General features: G+C 41.4%; 4 protein-coding genes and 3 pseudogenes. All 7 read right to left on the minus strand.

Annotated elements, in window-relative coordinates:
- Nucleotides 1-215: 215 nt before the first annotated feature.
- Nucleotides 216-1,684: pseudogene (locus tag JOD82_RS02960) on the minus strand (IS5 family transposase).
- Between the two features lie 288 nt (nt 1,685-1,972).
- Nucleotides 1,973-2,359 (minus strand): annotated as a pseudogene (locus JOD82_RS02965) (SDR family NAD(P)-dependent oxidoreductase); the annotation flags it as partial.
- Nucleotides 2,360-2,489: 130 nt separating this feature from the next.
- Nucleotides 2,490-3,224 (minus strand): annotated as a pseudogene (locus tag JOD82_RS02970) (IS5 family transposase); the annotation flags it as partial.
- 143 nt (nt 3,225-3,367) lie between these two features.
- The gene (locus JOD82_RS02975; protein ID WP_069011899.1) at nt 3,368-4,120 is read right to left on the minus strand and encodes a carbohydrate-binding protein; all 753 of its coding nucleotides are present in this window, start codon (nt 4,118-4,120) and stop codon (nt 3,368-3,370) included.
- A 304-nt stretch (nt 4,121-4,424) separates the two neighbouring features.
- Nucleotides 4,425-5,147 (minus strand): thioesterase II family protein, encoded by a 723-nt coding sequence (locus JOD82_RS02980; RefSeq protein ID WP_081317595.1) that lies wholly within the window; start codon nt 5,145-5,147, stop codon nt 4,425-4,427.
- A gap of 23 nt (nt 5,148-5,170) precedes the next feature.
- The gene (locus JOD82_RS02985) at nt 5,171-15,280 is read right to left on the minus strand and encodes a non-ribosomal peptide synthetase (RefSeq protein ID WP_209947514.1); all 10,110 of its coding nucleotides are present in this window, start codon (nt 15,278-15,280) and stop codon (nt 5,171-5,173) included.
- A 29-nt stretch (nt 15,281-15,309) separates the two neighbouring features.
- The gene (locus JOD82_RS02990; protein ID WP_312887659.1) at nt 15,310-21,063 is read right to left on the minus strand and encodes a non-ribosomal peptide synthetase; all 5,754 of its coding nucleotides are present in this window, start codon (nt 21,061-21,063) and stop codon (nt 15,310-15,312) included.
- Between the last annotated feature and the right edge of the window lie 17 nt (nt 21,064-21,080).

Raw genomic sequence — 21,080 nt, forward strand, 5'->3', positions numbered from 1 at the left:
TTAGTCCTATTGGCGATCCGCCAACATTTTAACTTTATCTTGACTAGCTTAAACCATGCTATTAATAGTAAACAAAGTAACGAATTTCACCGATAATGTTACTTTGTTTACGGGATATCTTAACTCTGTAAACAACGTATTCAGCGTAGTGGTGCCTTTACAATGAGAGGCATCGGATAACCTTGCTAGGTAGGGCTTGCTGAACGGGTCACATTTTACAGTGGAACGAGCAAGCGGACCGCGAGTCTCAACCACAGCCATTGCAAAATAGACAAAAAGAGAACCCGAAGTCTCTTTTCGAGGTTCATCACCAGCAGTTGCAGCCCGATCACGGTCTCGCTCGTCGTCTGAAGGTGTGCTCGAATACGGCCAAACCCATAACTGCGCTTGCCTTCGCCGAACTTGCCTTCCACCGCATTGCGTGCGGCTGCATCCGTCTTGGCGATTTTCTTTTTCTCCTGCTGATCGGCTGACGGACGACCCAACTGCGGTCCGCTTAAGCGAATTCCCTCTTTGCAGAAGCGCAAGTTGTCGCGGGTTCGATAGATCTGGTCGGCCAGCACCGCTTTGGGATAATAACCAAATCTGGCGCGGTAACGCTCTACGGCGTCCTGCAATGTCTGCCCTTCGTTGTAGCTATCCCACGACAGATGCTCGCGGAAAGCGTAGCCGTTCACCACGCTAATCGCCAGCTTCTCTCCGAACTCGACGTTTGCCCTGGCTTTGCCGCGCACGATCGGTCTGACATGTGGCTGTGCGATACTGACAATCCGATCCGATATGCTGTGTGTCCGCTTGTCATACATCGTTTGCTGCTGACGATAAAGCTCTTGAATGGCCAGCAGTTCCTTGTACAAACGCCGCGGCAGGCCGCTCGTCATATCGGCGAGTTCGGCGATCATGCGCAGATCACGGGAAACGAACCTGAGCTGCTTGCCGATCGCTTTTCGCATCGCGCGCGGCTTCACGCGCCGCTGCTTGGCAACCGCCAGATAGGCTTTGCGGGCACGCTCTCGGTATGTTCTGGGCTTGCGGGTCTTTCCACGTTCCGGTTCGTGCAGGATGTCGATGATCTTCTCCAGCTTTTCTCTGGCCTGATTCAGTAACGACAAATCCGTCGGGTAGGCGATATCCGCCGGCGCGCAGGTAGCGTCCGGCAGCAGTTCGCCCTCGTTCGTCAGTTCCATCTGCTGTAGCTGCGTTTCTGAAGGCTTACCGGACGCTGCGTCAGTTCCGCTGCCAGGTTCATCGTCGTCCGATGAATCATCCGACACTTGCGCGCTTCTTCCAGAGCGATCCATTCATTCACTTCATCCAGAATTTCGCCACCCAATCGCTTGCGGAAATGCGTCATGAGAGAATGATGAAACGGACGGCGGTACCGATATTCCGGCAGACCGAGGAAGTACTGCAGATACGGGTTCTCCAGAATCTGACGAAGTGTCTCCCGATCATCGGTGCCAAGCCGCTCCTGGATGATGAGTGCGCCGAGCGCGATACGGATCGAAACGGCTTTTTGGCCCTTGAGGCTTTTCTTGAAGTTTTTCGCATACTTCTCTTCGAGCATCCACCACGGAATCATCTGGGCCAGCAGCACCCAGCGGTTATCTTCTGCGAGCTTTCCGCCGAACGGCAGAAAAAAGTCGACGGGCAGGTTCATCTGGTTCTCGGTTCGCTGATACAATCCTGACGCCTCCAAGTGCACGGTTTTTCACGGGGCTGCCCCGTTTTCCTTCGACATAAGAGGCCCTAAACCCTTGTGCCTGTTGGAGTTTTGATTCGTTCAGCAAGCCCTAGGTAAACCGTGTCCTATGGGCATCGGCGCACGTGTTTAGACTCCGATGCCGCGAGGCTCATTGTCAAGGCGAATACGTTGTTTACATGTCTTCGATGTACACGCCCTTGATAATCAAGGATTTTCTAAAAGCGAGTTGAGATAATTAACGAAAATATACGCTAAGTATTAAACGGATTAATGACCCTTTGGCGGCTCAAACATCATATTGTTTAACTGGTTCACAAAAATACCTTCGTTCGGGCCCGGGTTGTTTCGAAATACTTTCACTTCTTCCACTAGAACCTCGTCCGCATCCGTACCAAGTACCTTCATCGTTTCATCAATGAATGATGCTAGTAGCATAGAGCTCGGATCGTTATTGAAATACGTTTGAACCCCTGGCGGCGCAATTTCCAGGATTTTCACCGATGTGTCTTTAAGCATGTACCGTTGGGATAGCGTATAGGAATGGAGCGCTGCTTTCGTCGCACTATAAACAGCAGCACCCGCCAGTGGCACGAATCCAAGTGACGAAGTCGTGTTGATAATAACCGCTTCTTCTTTGGACTTCAAATGCTCGAGTATCTACATAACTTTTCACAAATAGTATATTGTACATATTTTTTAGAGAGAATGCCTGTTTTAGAACCTTCTCTTTGTTCTTATTCAAAAATTTAATTGTACAATTCTCTAGGGCCTGTACGCAAACCTATTTGAGCCATAAACGAATTGAAAGCAGCGTCAAAAAAGCCATGAACATGTTCGCTGTTTTTTCATAGCGAGTGGCCAAGCGTCGATAGTTTTTTACTTTGTTGAAAAAGCATTCAATTAAGTGTCGCTCTTTATACGTTTCAGAATCTAACGGGCGCTTTACCCGCCGATTGCGTTTGCTTGGGATAACCGGAGTGATCGCTCGGCTTTGCAAAAGCTCCAGAATGGCATTGGTATCGTAGGCGCGATCAGCCAACACTTCGCCCGGGCAGAAGTCCAGTTCATGAAGAAGGCGATAGCCGGTGACAGAATCGTGGTCTTGTCCTGGCGTCAATTCGAAACGCAGCGGATAGCCGAGCGCATCCACCATCGCATGAATTTTGGTAGTTAATCCTCCGCGCGAACGTCCGATTGCTTGCCGGTCCTGCCCCCTTTGCGCCCGCTCCATGTTGATGGACGCGGACGATGGTGGCATCGACCATGACCTGCTCCCAATCCGGCTCGATGGCGACATGCTTCAGTATTTCACCCCAAATATTCGCTTTTTGTAGCCGCCAGAAAAAGCTGTAGGCTGAAAACCAAGGGCCATAGTAACTCGGTAAATCCCGCCATGGCGCGCCCGTTCGAGCAACCCAAAGCACGGCATTGAGCATCTGGCGCCGATCCTTGGGCGGACGTCCTCCCTGTTTTTTTCGGGCTGGGGGCAACAGGGGGTCAACTATATTCCATTCTTCATCCGTTAACTCGTATCTTCGTCTCATGTGCCTTATTTTACTAGATTTCTACGAGTTGTACAGTTTGCGTACAGGCCCTAAAAAAATCGGGCTGAAAAAACGCATTTTTCAGCCCGATTTTGCTTATCTTTTTTTAAAATCCACCTTAGTTCTTACCGCCATAGCCCTTATAAGTAGAGTAAACTGCATCTGCATATTGATTGGCCAGAATAGGACGGCCATAAGAATCTGTAGCTCCCGGATACCAGTAATCTCCTCCGTTATAGTGTAATAAGCCGTTATATATATTGCCGAATTTAATAATCTTTTCATTTAAAATCAGGGCGCCCAAGTATACCTGATCTTGTTCACTGCCGTGATTATAAGCAGGGACAAATTTTGAACTGAATTGAGATAAATAAGCATTACGTGTGTTTGGTTCTACCTGCATCAATCCGTCGCCGGCTGATGGACTGCCTGGTAAGCCTGCTCCAAAGCTGCTTTCCTTTTTGATCACAGCACTCAGCAATAAAGCAAAATCTCCGCCTTTACCGAATTTATCGCCCGCATTCATTGTGTATGTCCATATGTGGCTTGGAACTTCGGAAGGCTTTGTTACTGAAGGACCTGTTGGTGGCGTTGTTGGCGGTGTTGTAGGTGGCGTAGTTCCGCTGCCGCCTTTCTCCCATAAAGCAGGAACAATAGGTGGTTCCCAACCTACGAGGGAAGTATGTGCCTGACGACAGGTATAAGTACTTCCACTATATGTTACTGTCTCATTTACTGCATAGGCAGTATTTGGTGCCCATGCTCCCCTAGCGGCTGCGCTCACCGGCAAGACTGCGCAAAAGGTGGATAAGAATACTGCTAAAACTACCAAAAGTGATGTGGCTTTAAAAGAAAACTTTTTGCTAGTCATTTTCAAACCTCCTTGTATTTTTCTTCTGATATTTTCCTGTGTTGCTCATTTTCAACATTTATCAGCACTATTTCCCCCCTTTGTTTTCACAAATACTTCAAGTTCATTCCATAATTAAATCGCTTAAACAAATGATTACAATTCTGGTAATACAGAAACATGGAAATAATTCCAATAGGACGTAGGTTCTACTTTCTTCAAATTTTTGATTAGACTGGAAAGAGGCTAAGTCTACAGGTCATTAAAGTCAACCTAAAAACTTAGCCTCTTGATTTCATATTAAATTTTAAATAAACTTCAGTCTTCACATACCATTGTCTGCAAAGTCGATGAGACTACTATTTATTATTGCTGCTACATCCTTTTTGTAATCGTGTATAAAAAAATGATCCCCGTCAAACATATGAATTTTACAACTTTTGGACGTATAATCATGCCATTTTGCAACGTCAAAAATAGTGGCTCCCTTTTCTCTTTTTCCCCACAATACACTTATATCGCAGTCAAGCTTAGTGTTTTTTTCAATGTGCCTGTATGTGTCAGTAATTCTAAAATCCGCTCTGAGTATCGGTAAAAACAACTCCATTAATTCATTGCTTTTCAGAACCTCTTTGGGCGTGCCTCCCAGCTTAAATACCTCATCCACAAACTCCTTATCCGGCAAATCATAGAGTACCTTCTTCTTACTTACAAAACCCGGAGGATATCTGCCGGAAATAAACATATGGACAGGATATGGATGTCCGAGCTCCTTTATTCTATAGGCAAGTTCATATACAAGTACACTGCCCATACTGTGGCCAAACAACGCATAAGGTTGTTCTTCAAGGTTGCTTATGATAATACGTTGTATATCTTCAAGCGCTTCCTCAACACTTCCGTAAAACGGTTCACCAATCCTGCTGCCTCTTCCCGCAAGCTCAATCGGGAAAAGCTCAATCCTATCATGCAAGTATTGTTCCCAATATTTATATACTGCTGCAGAACCTCCTGCATACGGCAGACAAAACAATTTAATCTTATCCATTATATCTACCCCTTATATCTGAACTATTGGTTGATCTCTTCCAATATTTCTTTAATAATAGCCGCATTTTTATCTATATATCCTGTACTTAACATATCAAAATGACTGCCAAATCCGTTATATACTTTGAACTCTCCCGTTGTTGCCTCTCTCCATCCTTCACATAAATCAGCTTCACCTTCATTGTCTTGCTGCTGTGATATAATAAGATGGATATTGGAGTTTATCTGTCCCGAGTTTATAACACTTCTAGTGTATTTATGATAATTTCTCATTCTTTCAATGGCCTTTTCAATAACTGCCTGGTTATCTCCAAACATGCCTTTTATAAGTTTCTCATTTTCTTCTATAAATTCTTTATCCTGTTGCTCAGCAAGTTTCTTAGCATCTTCGCTTTCTTCCTCAATAAGGACAAATGATTTAGCCGAATCCAGAAAGATTATATCGGATACATGATGTCCAGTTTCAATTAATACTTTAGCAACTTCAAATGCCAGATTACCTCCTGCCGAGTAACCAAATAGAATATATGGGCCCTCGGGTTTGACAGAAGTAATTGCCTTCACATACTCCTCCATCCTGCTCTCATTTTCTATAAAGTCAAAGGAATATATGGAATAAGCATTCATTTGTTTTGATAAACTACCATAAGCTATTCCATTTCCTCCTCCTGGAGGGAATGCAAACATAAGACTCTCCATTGCTGAATTAAAATGAATTGCCGGACTTGGTGTAATATAATCATTGGCGTACGTATTGTGTATAAAACGGGCAATTTCCTTTATGGTTGGGGCCATATAAAAGTCTTTTAGTGGTACCTCAACATTTAACTGTTCATAAATTCTGCTTATAAGGGATATTGCCTTCAGTGAGTATCCTCCCAGTTCAAAGAAGTTATCATTCACACCAATTTTTTGTACTCCAAGGGCATCATGCCACAGCAGTGCAAGCTTCTCCTCAACTTCACCGCAAGGCTCTACATACTCTACTGATGTAGCTAAAGTACCGTCATTTTGGGGTAAATTATTCCGATCTATTTTGCCATTGGCTGTCAAAGGCAGCTTTTCCAGCTGAACAAAGTATTGTGGTATCATGTAATCGGGAAGTTCTTTTAAGAGAAGCGCCCTTAAATCTGATATTGTAGATTCACTTTCCCCTGCTATATAAGCACACAAATACTTGTTGCCCTCCTGGTCTGTCTTTGCAATTACCGCAGCTTCTTTTATTGAAGGATGCTTTAATAGCTGCACTTCTATTTCCCCAAGCTCTATCCTAAAGCCCCTAATCTTTACCTGATGGTCTACTCTGCCTATAAATTCGATGTTTCCGTCAGGAAGCCACCTTCCAAGATCACCGGTACGATACATTCTTTCTCCAGAGCTGAAAGGATTAGCTACAAATTTTTCCGTAGTCAATTCAAGTTTGTTCAAATAGCCTTTTGCCAGCCCATCTCCAGATATATATATTTCACCAGTTGTATTAACCGGTAAGATATTCATGTCTTCATTAAGTATATATATCTTATAATTCTGCAATGGCATACCTATAGGTATACTTGTTAGATTTCTCACCTTCTCACGGCTTAAATGGTAATAAGTTGAATCTACGCAGCATTCTGTTGGACCATAAACGTTTGTTATAGTAGGGTTATTATCTTTAAACCGATCATAGAAACCTTGTATACCTTTACATGAAAGTTCTTCCCCTCCGATAATAAACTGCATAACTGAAAGACTTTCGCCAGGCCTGGCAGTATCTGTTAAAAGCTTTATATGTGCTGGTGTTCCGTCTGAAACAGCAATTGAATTCCTGTTATAGTACTTTAGAAGGCCCTCACCATCTAGCCTTGTATCCTCAGGAACTATAAACAGCGTATGGCCAAGGAGAGAAGCCGCAAATATTTGTTTTACAGATGCGTCAAAAAAGTAAGGGGACACAAGGGCAACATTTAAATAATTATCATAATTTTCATAGACAAGCTTTCTTAGTCCATAAACCAAGTTAACTACACTTCGATGCTCTATCATTGAACCCTTCGGAACTCCAGTAGATCCCGATGTATAAATGATATAAGCTAAGTCCTCTGGTTTATTTATTTTATCAAGGTTTTCAGCACTTCCAATGTATATTTCAGGGGAATCAAGCAGTAATATATTACCGTAAAACTCTGCTTTATCCGCTAAATGTGATTGCGTCAACAGCATAGTTGCATTACTATCTTCCAGTAATTTTTTTATTCTTAGTTCAGGAATTTTGGTTGAAATTGGTAAATAGACACCTCCTGCTTTTAAAATTCCCAGTATTCCAACCTGCATATCTACGGATCTTTCTACCATTATTCCAACTATGCTGTTTTGCTTTACACCATTACTTCTTAGTGCTCTGGCAAGCTGATTTGCCTTTTCATTGAGCTGCCTGTAGGTTAATTGCTTGTCCTCAAACACTACAGCTACATTATCAGGTGTCCTTTCCACTTGGTCTTGGAACAGCTCATGTAGAGTCTTATCCCTAGGGTATTCTGCCTTTGTATCATTAAAACTATTTAGTATTTGCTGTTTTTCATCCTGAGATAGTATATTTATTTCGGACAGCATCTTTTCGGGGTAAGCTGTGATCTCTTCCAGTACATTGATGAAATGGACCCCAAGTTTTTCTATTGTCTCTTTCTTAAACAGACGAGTAGCATACTTTAACCCAAATACAATATTATTCTGGGTCTCTTGGGCGTTTAGGGTCAAATCAAATTTGGACGCCCTGAACTCATTATCATAGGGCATGAACCTTAGCCCATTCATCTTAAATTCTGATGCCTCTTTATTTTGCAAGACAAACATAGTATCAAACAGCGGATTTCTGCTCAAATCCCGCTTAATGCTAAGCTTCTCCACAAGTTCCTCAAATGGGTAATCCTGGTTTTCATAAGCCCTTAGAGCGTTTTCTTTTACTACCATCAAAAACTCGCTGAAATTCTTTTTACCTTGAGGGTAATTCCTCATAGCTAGGGTATTGACAAACATGCCTATGATGTCCTGCAAATCTGTATGTGGCCTTCCTGCTATAGGGCTTCCAATTACGACATCTTCCTGTCCGGTGTATTTGAAAAGAAGCACATTGTATGAAGCTAGAAGCACCATATACAGTGTTGCTCCATGATCCACGGCAAGCTTGTTCAGTTTATGTGCAAGTTCCCGGCCTGTTTCAAAACTGACCATATCGCCTTCAAAACTCTGTATAGCCGGCCTTGGGTAGTCTACCGGCATATCAAGTACTGGTATTTCTCCCCTAAATGCCTGGAGCCAGTATTCTTCTTGTTTACTGATTGTGCCGTCAGCAAACAATTTATTCTGCCATACGGAATAGTCCTTGTACTGAATCTGAAGTGCTGGAAGATTCATTCCTTCATACAAGCTTATGAATTCTCTTACCAGTATTTCATCCGACACCCCGTCAGATATGATATGGTGTTTATCAAGCATCATGACATGCCTGTCTTCTCTAATTTTTACGAGCCCTGCTCTTAGTAAAGGAGCCTTGCCAAGGTCAAATGGCCTTATGAATTCATTTGCTGCTTCTGAGGCTTTTTCTTCGCCGGTTTCCATGTACATGATACTAAATTCCACCTCATCATGGACCTTCTGCACCGGTTCACCATCTACCATATGGAAGGAGGTCCGGAAAGCCTCATGCCTTTTTACCAGCTGATCTAAGGCTTTCTCAAAACGTTCTATATCAATACTGCCTTCTAACAACATAAACTCTGGCATATTGTATGCCACCCTTGCTCCTTCAAGCTGATTTAATATATACAGCCTTCTTTGGGAAGACGACATAGGATAGTATTCCATTTCTCCAGTGGGCTGGATAGATTGATAAATACTCTCTTGGGCTTCCTGGATGTAATTGGCAATTTCTGCAATTGTCGGCAGCTTGAATATCTCCTTAAGAGATATATTTACATTGAACTCTTTGTGAATTTTGGCTGCAAAGTTTATTGCTTTTAATGAGTGCCCCCCAAGCACAAAGAAATTATCATTTCTCCCTATTTTCTCAACCCCCAGGATATCCTGCCACAATTGTACAAGCTTCTCTTCCACTTCACCTGAAGGTGCTTCATACTCTACTCCAGTATTTAAATGAGCAGCAGGGTGGGGCAAGTTCTTCCGGTCTATCTTACCATTGGCTGTCAAAGGCATTTCATCCAGCTGCATGAAGTATGCCGGGATCATATACTCGGGCAATTCTTTTGAAAGGCATTCCCTTAGTTCAGTTATTGTCAGTTCATTTTCCCCAACGAAATATGCACACAGATCCTTGTTCTTCTGTTGGTCTTCCTTTACAATAACCACAGCTTCTTTTATTGAAGCATGTCTTAATAGCTGAGCCTCTATTTCTCCAAGTTCTATTCTAAATCCCCTTATCTTTACCTGGTGGTCCATCCTGCCTAAAAATTCTATATTCCCGTCAGGCAGCCATCTTGCCAAGTCCCCAGTACGATACATTCTTTCTCCCTTTATAAACGGGTTAGATACAAATCTTTCTGCAGTAAGCCCCGTCTTGTTTAAATAGCCTTTGGCAAGACCATCCCCAGATATATATAATTCCCCAGCGATACCTATAGGATTTACTTCTAATTTCTTACCAAGTAAGTATGCTCTGGTGTTTGGCAAAGGACGGCCTATGGGGATATTATCCAATCCACTAAGCCCCTCCGCAGTAATCAAATATTCCGTAGAATCCACACAGCATTCGGTAGGACCATAAACATTTGTGATGCAAGGTTGCACATCCTCAAATCTGCTTAGGAAGTCTTTTACTGCATCAAATGGAAGAACATCTCCGCCTATAATAAAATGTCTCACTTTTAGGTTATTATCTATAGGAGGAGAATTTAACATCATATTTACGTGTATGGGCGTTCCATCCGAAATATCAATCCTATTTTCACTATAGAAGTCCAGCAGCTTTTTACCGTCTTTCCTTGCTTCCTCCGGTACAATGTACAATGCATGCCCCATTAGCAGTGCTGCGAAAATCTGCTGCACCGAAGCATCAAAAACATAAGGGGCAATGAGGCAAACATTCAACGGTGATTCATATTTGCTATATATTCTCTGGAACAGACCCTCTACCAGGTTTAATACACTCTTATTATCAATGCAAACACCTTTAGGGTTTCCCGTTGAGCCAGAGGTATAGATGATGTACGCTGTATCACCAGGCTTATTTATACATTTTATATTCACATCGTTTATAAAATTATAATCATAATCAGATAAATCAATAATCTCACCATCGAAATCATCACGATCCATAAGATGATTTTGGGTGAGTAAAATTTTGGCCTTGCTGTCCTCCATCATATACCTTTTTCTTTCCAATGGATAATTAGGATCTACAGGAAGGTACGCCCCCCCAGCCTTGATTACTGACATTATACCTATAACCATTTCAGGCGAGCGGTCCACCATTATGCCTACAATATCATCAGGCTTTACTCCCTTTTCTCTTAATGCCCTGGCCAATTGGTTTGCCTTTTGATTCAGTTCTCGGTAGGTTAATTGTTTACCTTCAAAAACCACTGCAATATGATCAGGAGTCTTTTTCACTTGCTCCTCAAACATTTGGTGTATGGTTTTATCCAGGGGATATTCGAGAGCAGTATCGTTAAAGCTGTATAATACTTGCTGTTTTTCTTCCTGTGATAACATTTCGATTTCATAAAGCCTTTTTTCGGGGTATGCTGCAATTTCTTCCAGCAAATTGATGTAATGAGCCCCAAGTCTTTCAACTGTTTCTTTCTTAAACAGTCTTGTACAGTATTCGAGTTCAAAGGCTATACCATCCTCAGTCTCAAATGCATTTAAGGTGATGTCAAATTTTGATATTCTGCCTTCTATCCCTTTGTTGTACGGCTTGAAGCTTAGATCAGACGTTATGAGCTCTGCTTTTCCAACATTGTATATGGCAAACATGGTATCAAAGAGGGGATTCCTGCTCATATCCCTCCTTATGTCCAGCTTATCCACTAATTCTTCAAACTGATAGTCCTGATTGTCGTATGCTTTCAAAGCATTTTCTTTAACTTCTTTCAAGAATTCAATAAAAGTCTTTTCTCCTTGCGGGTGGTTTCTCATGGCCAGAGTGTTTACAAACATACCTATGATGTCTTGAAGGTCAGCATGAGGCCTTCCAGCTATAGGACTTCCCACAATAATATCTTCCTGTCCAGTGTATCTAGATAACAGCACATTGTATGCAGCAAGAAGCGTCATATATAATGTAGCTCCATTGTCTGATCCAAGCTTGTTAAGTCTAACCGCAAGCTCGCTATCAGCTTCAAAGCTGATGTAGTCTCCTTCAAAGCTTTGTACTGCGGGTCTTGGGTAGTCGGTGGATAAATCCAGCACAGGGATCTCTCCCTGAAAGGTCTGGAGCCAGAATTCCTCCTGCTTACTTATGGCAGCTCCTGCAAACAATTCCCTCTGCCAAACTGAGTAGTCCTTGTACTGTATACGCAGTGGAGGAAGTATTTTCCCTTCATATAAGCTTATAAACTCTCTTACCAGTATGTCGTTGGACACTCCATCCGATATGATATGATGCATGTCAAACACCATAATATGTCTGGCTTCTCCAATCTTTACAAGTCCAACTCTTAATAGTGGAGCCTTTCCAAGGTCAAAGGGCCTTATGAATTTCTCCACTATTTCGGGAACCTTCTCTTCACTGGTTTCCAGGTACATGATACTTAGGTCCGCCTTGTCATGGACTTTCTGAGACAGCTCTTCCTCGATCATATGGAAGGAGGTTCGAAAGCTCTCATGCCTTTCTATCAGACTATGAAAAGCCTGCTCAAAACGTGCTTTATCAACAGTACCTTCCAGCAATATTATGCCAGGTATATTGTAGGCGATTCCAGCTCCTTCAAGCTGGTTTAATATATATAGTCTTTTCTGGGCGGATGACATGGGATAATATTCCATATCCACAGCACGTTGAATGGACTGATATAGGCTCTCCTTTGAGTCTTCAATGTAGCTGGCAATTTCTAAGATGGTTGGTGTCTTGAATATTTCCTTAAGAGGTATGTCTACATTGAACTCTTTGTGAATTCTTGCTACAAGGCTTGTTGCCTTTAACGAGTGTCCTCCGAGCATAAAGAAGTTATCATTTCTTCCTACCTTCTCTATTCCAAGGATGTCCTGCCACAGCAGCGCAAGCCTTTCCTCCACTTCACCTGAAGGCGCTGCATACTCTGTTCCTGTATCTATTCTTCCATCAGGCAGCGGCAGCGCCTTTCTGTCCAATTTTCCATTTATGGTTAACGGTACTTTTGCTATCCTCATAAAATAGGATGGAATCATATAATCGGGCAGCTCTTTAGATATAAGCTCCCTTATTTCGGTCACTGTCACTTCTCGGTCAGACACTATATAAGCGCAAAGATACCTGCCTACACTTGAATCTTCCCGGTCAATGATCACCGCCTCATTTATATCAGCATGCTTCAAAAGGGCTGCTTCTATTTCCTCAAGCTCGATTCTATACCCTCTTATTTTAACCTGGTGGTCTTTTCTGCCGGCAAATGCAATATTCCCGTCAGGAAGCCACTTTGCAAGATCTCCTGTTTTATACATCAGTTCTCCAGGCATAAATGGGTTCGGTACAAACTTTTCCCTGGTAAGTTCCGGTTTTTTCAAGTATCCTCTCGCCAATCCTGCCCCGGAAACACAGAGTTCACCCTCAACACCTATGGGCTTAAGATTATTGTTTTCATCAACTATAAACACCCGGGTATTGGTAATAGGTTTACCAATAGGTACCGACTTATCGGCCGTCTCACAATCATCTGCTTTCCATACCGTTGCACATACGGTTGTCTCAGTAGGTCCATAAGCATTTATATATGAAATCCTGTTGCTCCATTTCTTTAAAAGTTCGGGAGTGGAAGCCGAACCTGCTGCAATTACCTTCTTTAAGGAAGTTACTTTTTCCGGGTCCAGATTTGCCAGATACGGAGGTGGTAAAGTAGCAATAGTTATCTCATTTTCATTTAGGTATTCTTCAAATCTTCGATAGTCATTGATAATATCGCTTGAAGATATATATAGTGTTGCTCCTGCCAATAGTCCCATAAATATTTCCCAAACTGCAGCGTCGAATGAAATTGATGCAAATTGAATAATCCTATCGCTTTCACTTACATTTAAGCGGGTCTTGAAAAACGCCTCCAGATTTGCTACCCCTTTATGTTCTACCATAACCCCTTTAGGTTTTCCTGTAGACCCAGATGTATAAATGATATATGCCAAATTTTGCGGTGAACATACCACTTCCAGGTTCATAGGGTTTCCGGCATAAAGGCTTTCATCTTCTATGTCTATATACTTCCCGTAAAACTCCACTTTCTTCAGGAATTGCTTTTGGGAAATCAGCACCCCTATCTCGCTGTCCTCGAGTAAATATTCGATTCTTGCCTTAGGGTAGTCAGGATCTATAGGCATATATGCCCCTCCGGCTTTAAGTATGCCAAATATACCTATGACCATCTCCAGTGAGCGTTCTACCATAATACCCACTATGCTGTCTGGTTTAACTCCCTTATCCCTCAACACTCTTGCAAGCTGATTTGACTTCTCATTGAGTTCCCTATAGGTTAGCTGCTTACCCTCAAACACCACTGCCGCATTGTCAGGTGTCTTCACCGCTTGTTCCTCAAATAGTTGGTGAATGGTCTTTTCCCTGTGGTATTCCTCCGTTGTATTATTTAAGCAGTGTACTATTTCTTTCTTTTCCACTTCGGTGAGTATATCAATATTCCTAATATGCATATCGGGATTATCGGTTACAATTTCTATTACCGACTGAAAATGTCCCTTGATTTTTTCTATGAAATTACCATCATATACCAGTGAGTTGTAACTGAATTTAATAGATAATTCCTTACCGCCATCAACGAGTATCCCAAAATCATAATTCGTCTGCTCGAATATTTCCATTCCAACTACATTTAAAATGCCATTACTGGATGAAGCATTAACCGCTTCATCCATAGGGTAATTTTCAAAAGCCATGACATGATGTATCAAGGCATCTTTCAAGCATGTTTTTGACTGCACATTCGCCAGAGGATAGAAACTGTACCGGTCAGATTCAAGCACCGATTGCTGCATCTCTTTGATCAGTTCGGTAAAAGTTTTATCCTCATCACAACTCACCCTTACTGCAACGGTATTTATAAATAAACCCACCATGCTCTCAATTCCCTGTATTTCATGAGGCCTTCCCGATACCACCTCACCAAACACCACATCATCGGTATTGTTATACCGCTGTAATAATATCCCCCATATGGTCTTTATAATGGTACTCATGGTTGTATTGTTTTTGGCTGCAAACTTCTCAAGATCGCTAGTTATTTGTTCAGATATTTTAAACTCCGTTTCTTCAATCCTGAAATCATCACTTGCAGACCTGCCGTTTTGGGGAAGGACTGTCTGATGCTCGTAACCTTTAAGATAGGTTTCCCAGTAATCTGCGGCCTCGTTCTGATTTCTGCCTTCCAACCATTTGATATAGCGGCTGTAAGGATATACCTTTCCTGACTCCGGCTCCCGGCTATTCATCAGGGCTTCATAGTTTTCCATAAATTCTCTAAATATATTTGCGAGACTCCACCCATCAATAATGATGTGATGAAAGCTCCATACCATGTTATAAGATTGGTAGCCTGTTTTAATTACACTTAATCTTGTTAAAATATCCCTTGATAAGTCAAAGCCCTTTTTTCTGTCTTTAACCCTGTATTCTTCTATATACCTATCCCTTAGTTCTTCGGCAAGGGAGGTAATATCCTCATAGCTGACAGACAGCTTTCTTTCCTTCATGACTACTTGTAAGGGCTTGGCTACATTTTCATACAAAAAAATTGTTCTCAAAGCGTCATACTTTTCAATAATGATATTAACGCTCTTTTCAACACAATCAATGTCCAGGATGCCTTTTATAGAAAGTGATATCTGCTCAAAGTAGGCGTCTGAATTTTTATCCATCATATAGTGGTACAATATCCCTTGCTGCATAGGAGTGAGCCGGTACATATCTTTTATGTTTTGTTTCTTCAAATCACTCATAAGTACTCCTCCTTAAATACAAACTCTTTTTATTCGAAGTTATTCAATACGTCTTCAAACTCATCCATATTCAGATCGTCTACTGTAAAATCACTGAGTGTAGCTTCTGAATAGTCCATTTCTGCACAATGGGTTATTATGTTTACTAAATGCTTTTTAAAACTCACCGCTACCCCTTCAATAGTACTCTTCTCATACTCGCCCTGGTTGTAGCTAAAGTTTAATTCCAGCTTCCCGCCTTCTACAGTTCCGCCGTTAATATCAATACAATACTCACTTTTATAGTTTGGTCCTGTAGACTCTCCGGCAGGAATATCAGACACTCCAAATAAATTGTCTACATTATCCTGGTTGAATTGACCGAGGTAATTGAAGCTTATTTCAGGGTTTAGATTAAAATTTAAATCGGCTTTGTTTTCCGGCAAGGTAAGATATTTTAGTATGCCGTAACCTATCCCTTTGTTAGGTATCTGCCTGATGTTTTCTTTTACCGATTTGATCATGCGGGAAATATCGAGTTGTCCGCTGACATCTAACACCACGGGATACTGGGTGGTGAACCATCCCACGGTCCTGCTTATGTCAATGTCTTTAATGATTTCCTCCCTGCCGTGCCCCTCCAGACTGATCAGAACCTTATCATTTCCGGTCCATTCCCTCACTGCTAATCCCAAGGCGGTAAGCAATATGTCGTTTACTTCTGTGTTATAAGCATGGTTTACCCGCTTTAGCATCTTCTCAGTCTCTTCAATACTCAGCTCGATCTTGACGCTATTGTTATTCATATACCTTCTTTCTTCAATCTCTCGGTCTTTTGGAAGCGGTATTGTTTCAGTTTTTTCCAAATTGGTCCAGTAATTTATTTCTTTTAATAGTTCAGGGCTATTGGCATACTCATCAAGCCTCTGTGCCCAATCTTTGAAAGAGTCGGTCTTGTTGCTGAATTTTATTTCATCATTGTTTAGCGCCTGTCTGTATCCTATGTCCAAATCTTCCAGTATGATTCTCCACGATACCCCATCAACTACAAGGTGGTGAATAGCTATTAGCAGGTGGTCCCCTTCTTTAGTCTTAAACAGACCAACCTTAACTAAAGGACCGTTATACAAGTCCATGCTCCTCTGAATCCTCGACGCTTCCAGCTCTATTTTTTCCCGGTAATTATAGCTGTCCCTAAGGTCTACAATTTCCAATGAAAAATGTTCACCTTCAAGGTTTTTGTTGTATTGGAGTATATTTTGATCCTCTATTTTTACCACTGTTCTAAAAATATCGTGGTGCTCTACAAGCTTTGACAATACTTTTCGAATAATAGCTTCTTCAAATCCGTTACGCCCATATATCATTATTTCCTGATTAAAATGATGGATATCCTTGCTGTCTTGTTTATACAACCATCTTTGTATAGGTGTTATCGGTACTATGCCTTCTACCGGGCCTTGATGAATTCTTCGGCTTGTAGATTGTATATATTCGACGAGTTCCTCAATTACAGGATGTTTGAATAAGTCCCGCATTTCGAGCTTTAGCCCATGGACGTTAAGACGCGACATTACCTGTATGGCTTTTATTGAGTCTCCTCCAAGGCTGAAGAAATTATCTTTTACCCCGATGTTTTCAGTTTTTAGTACGTCTTCCCATACTTTGGCCAGTATTTCTTCTCTTTCGTTTCTAGGAACTACATGCTCTACTCCGGTATTAATATTCCCCTGTGGTTCAGGCAATGCTTTCCGATCAATTTTACCGTTGGCATTAAATGGCAGCTGTTCCAGCTGCATGAAATATGCTGGTACCATGTAGTCAGGTAGTTCGTTTAAGAGATGCTCCCTTAGCTCGGAAATGGTCAATTCATTTTCCCCTACAATATATGCACACAGGTACTTCTTCCCTTGCTGCTCTTCCTTTGCAATAACCACTGCTTCCTTAATAGCAGTGTGCTTCACCAGATGTGCTTCAATTTCTCCAAGCTCTATTCTAAAGCCTCTTATCTTTACCTGGTGGTCGATCCTGCCCATGAATTCGATGTTCCCATCAGGAAGCCGCCTTACTAAGTCCCCTGTGCGGTACACTTTTTCGCCGGGAATAAACGGGTTAGGTACAAATTTTTCTGCTGTCAGTTCAGGTCTATTCAAATAGCCCCTTGCAAGACCGCTTCCACCTATCACAAGTTCACCGGCCACTCCTACAGGAGTTAATTGGTTGTGCTTGTCCAGTATATAAAGGTATACATTCTGTAAAGCTTTCCCTATAGGTACTGTTATAAGTTCTTCTGCTATTTTCTTTGTTATACTGTAACCCGCTGCATATATCGTGGACTCTGTAGGCCCATAGATATTTTCCAGAGATGTGTTCTCTGAGACATCGAAAAGCTCATGGACAAGCTTTTTGGGCAGCGCTTCTCCAGCAGCAAAAATATACCTGAGAGTTGATGGCAGTTTTATACCATTATCTTTTAAAGTTTGTACCATTATATTCAGCATTGATGGTACAAAGTTTACATGGGTTATCTTATGCTTGTTTATTACCTCTACTAACTCCATAGCTTCCTTTTCCACACCTTGGCGTGATATTACAAGCTTTCCTCCGTTGAGGAACCAGCCAAATATCTCAGCTACGGATACGTCAAAGGTATAAGTTGTTTTAAATAGAAAAGCGTCTTCCGCTTTAAGCGGATACATGGCCTGGAGGGCTGTAATTATGTTTACAACGCTAGTATGCTCAATCATTCCACCTTTGGGCTTCCCTGTCGAACCTGATGTATAAATGACGTACGCAAGGTCCGAGGGTTTGTTTACATTTTCAAGCTTTGAGTTCTCTTCATTTAAATATTCTTCCTCCAGATATATAATATCCGCATCAATCTGCTTATTTTCCATAAAGGTCCTGGAGGTCAAAAGGACCTGGGAACCACTATCGTCCAACAAATACTTTATCCTTGTATCAGGATAATTAGGATCTATCGGCAGATACGCCCCTCCAGCTTTCAATATGGCAAATATCCCCACAATCATCTCAAATGAACGTTCGGCCATAATTCCTACAATACGGTCAGGCTTTACCCCTTTGTTCCTCAATACTCTGGCCAAATGATTTGCCTTTCCGTTCAATTCCCTGTAAGTCAAGTGCTTGTCTTCATATACCACAGCTATGTTGTCAGGTGTCCTTTCCACCTGCTCAGCAAACAGCTCATGTATGGTTTTGTCCTGCGGATAGTCTTTCTTAGTATCATTAAAGTCTATCAGCAACTGCTTTCTTTCTTCATGACTTAATATAATAAGCTTGTCAACTGACCCTTTGGGGTTATGGATAAACATATTTAAAATATTAATAAAATAGTCTATACACTCTTCTGCCTGTTTTCTTTCCAATACTTTGTCCGAGTAGATCAAGCTTATATTAAGATCATCGAATGTATTACTTACTGTAAAGTCAAGACTTGTATTGGTTGCTTCATATTCATCAACTGAAATTCTATCTTTAACATCACCGATTTCTTTGTTTATTATCTCGTTATATATATGAAAATCCACATAATTGAATATGGTATCAAATAAAGGATTTTCCTCTTTGTTTTCTTTTCCGCCCAGGATATTTATGATCTCAAATAAAGGCAGTCTTCCATAAAGCTTTAAGTTTATTAATTTCTTTTCTGCAACTTTTATCAATTCCTCCCATATATCGATTTTATCAAAACACATTTTGACGGGAACCGTATTTAAGAAGCACCCCAGCATCTTATCTCCATCTTCGCATACAGGTCTGTTATTTTCTACCAAACCTACGACAAAGTCATCCTCGTATGAAAGCATATTGAGCATATAAGTGTATGCAGCAAAGCAAAGTGTCTTTAAGCTTACATCATATCTTCTGGCAGTACTTCTTAAATCACCTAAAAATTCCTGACTTAAATGGCGTGTTACATGGTCTACTTTATAAGATTTTTTTGTTTTTCCATGAATATTTGCAGGCATATTCAACCTTTTATATTCACTTAATTCCTCTCTCCAATAATTAATTACTTCCTGGTTGTCCTTAATTGTCATTTGGTCTGCTATATAATCTTTATAGCTGCATTTAAGCCGTGTTGGTATATAATCTTTTTCTTGCTTAAGCTTAGAGTATAGGTTTGAAACTTCCGTAATCAATGAAGCAACACTCCAGCCATCCAGGATAGCATGGTGGAATATCAGAACCAGACAAATATGGTTTGCGTCAAGTTTGAATATTCTTATCCTCCAAAGGGGCTTTGATATATCAAACGGATTCGCTCTGTCATTTTCCAAATATTTGTTTATATACTCAACCTGCCCTGTCCTGCTAAAATTCATGATATCTATCTGCTCAATATCAAGACTACTGCCCTTGTAAACAATTTGCACAGGAGTTTCAAAATCCTCTAAATTAAAAACCGTCCTTAAAATATCATGTTTTGACGTCATTAGAAGCATCGCTTCTTTAAATGCTGGGAAATCAAAGTCTTTGTCATTCAGATGAAATGCAAATTGGTCATGATAAACTGCATTTTCATAGTCTTTTTTGGAATGATAAATCATACCCAGCTCTATGTGACTCATCGGATATATATCTTCCATGTCCGAAGGTAACTTTTCTGAGAGAGTTTCATTCATCAATATTCGCTGTTTAAATAACTCCAGTTCTTCCCTTGCTTTACCCATCTTACTGTTAAAAGCTTCCGTATCTTTTACTTTTAAGAATGCAGACAATCTCTCAATATCAGGATTCATGTATATATCCCTGATTTGGATGTTTATATCCAACTTTTTGCATATTGTGCTGACTAATGATATTGCACGTATAGAATCTCCGCCTATTTTAAAGAAGTTGTCCCTTATTCCTACCTGTTTTGCTCCAAGCACTTCCTGCCATATTTCAACCAGTTTCTCTTCCACTTCATTCCGCGGCGCTACATATTCTGTTCCCGTACTCATACTTCCGTCAGGCTCGGGCAATGCTTTCCTGTCTATTTTTCCATTAGGGGTCAATGGCAGCTTTTCCATCTGCATAAAGTAAGAAGGGATCATGTAGTCCGGGAGCTCTTTTGACAAGTGTTCCCTCATCCCCTGTACGGTTATTTCTTGATCCGGTACGACGTACGCACAAAGATACTTATTTCCGTCAGCTCCTTCTTTGTCCAATACCACTGCTTCTTTTATTGTTTCATGCTTTAATAACCGGTTCTCTATTTCACCCAGTTCTATCCTGTAGCCTCTTATCTTTACCTGATGGTCGATCCTGCCCAGGTATTCTAGGTTGCCGTCAGGCAGCCACCTTGCCAGGTCACCTGTCCTGTACATCCTTTCACCCGGTGCGAATGGGTTTGCTGCGAATTTTTCTTCTGTAAGTTCCGGTCTGTTCAAGTACCCTCTTGCCAGTCCATCCCCTGCTATACATAGTTCTCCCGCTACTCCTATCGGCTGCAGGCCCTTTTCCTTACTCACAACATATAACTTAATGTTATCTATGGGCTTTCCTATTGGTACAAGCTCCAATTCTTCTTCCGTGGAGCAGCCAAAGTAGGATACATCTACTGTTGCTTCTGTTGGTCCGTACAGGTTATGCAGGCTTGTTCCTTTTTCTTTGTACAGCAGCTTGTTGAACTTTTCTACTTGCTTCAGGTTCAGTGCTTCTCCACTGGCAAATACCTGCTTTAAGCTTGCTATTTCCTCTATTATCCCCTTTTCCTCTACATACTCTAAAAATACACTCAACATGGATGGTACAAAGTGCATTGTGGTAACTTTATTTTTTTCGATTGCCTTCACGATTTCTTCCGGATTTT

Origin of the sequence: Paenibacillus sp. 1182, assembly GCF_017833915.1 — a bacterium.
GTDB lineage: Bacteria > Bacillota > Bacilli > Paenibacillales > Paenibacillaceae > Paenibacillus > Paenibacillus polymyxa_D.

Excerpts from the sequence above, each read along its gene's own strand:
- JOD82_RS02975 (WP_069011899.1), bottom strand. The coding sequence starts at position 4,120 with ATGACTAGCAAAAAGTTTTCTTTTAAAGCCACATCACTTTTGGTAGTT.
- JOD82_RS02980 (WP_081317595.1), bottom strand. The coding sequence starts at position 5,147 with ATGGATAAGATTAAATTGTTTTGTCTGCCGTATGCAGGAGGTTCTGCA.
- JOD82_RS02985 (WP_209947514.1), bottom strand. The coding sequence starts at position 15,280 with ATGAGTGATTTGAAGAAACAAAACATAAAAGATATGTACCGGCTCACT.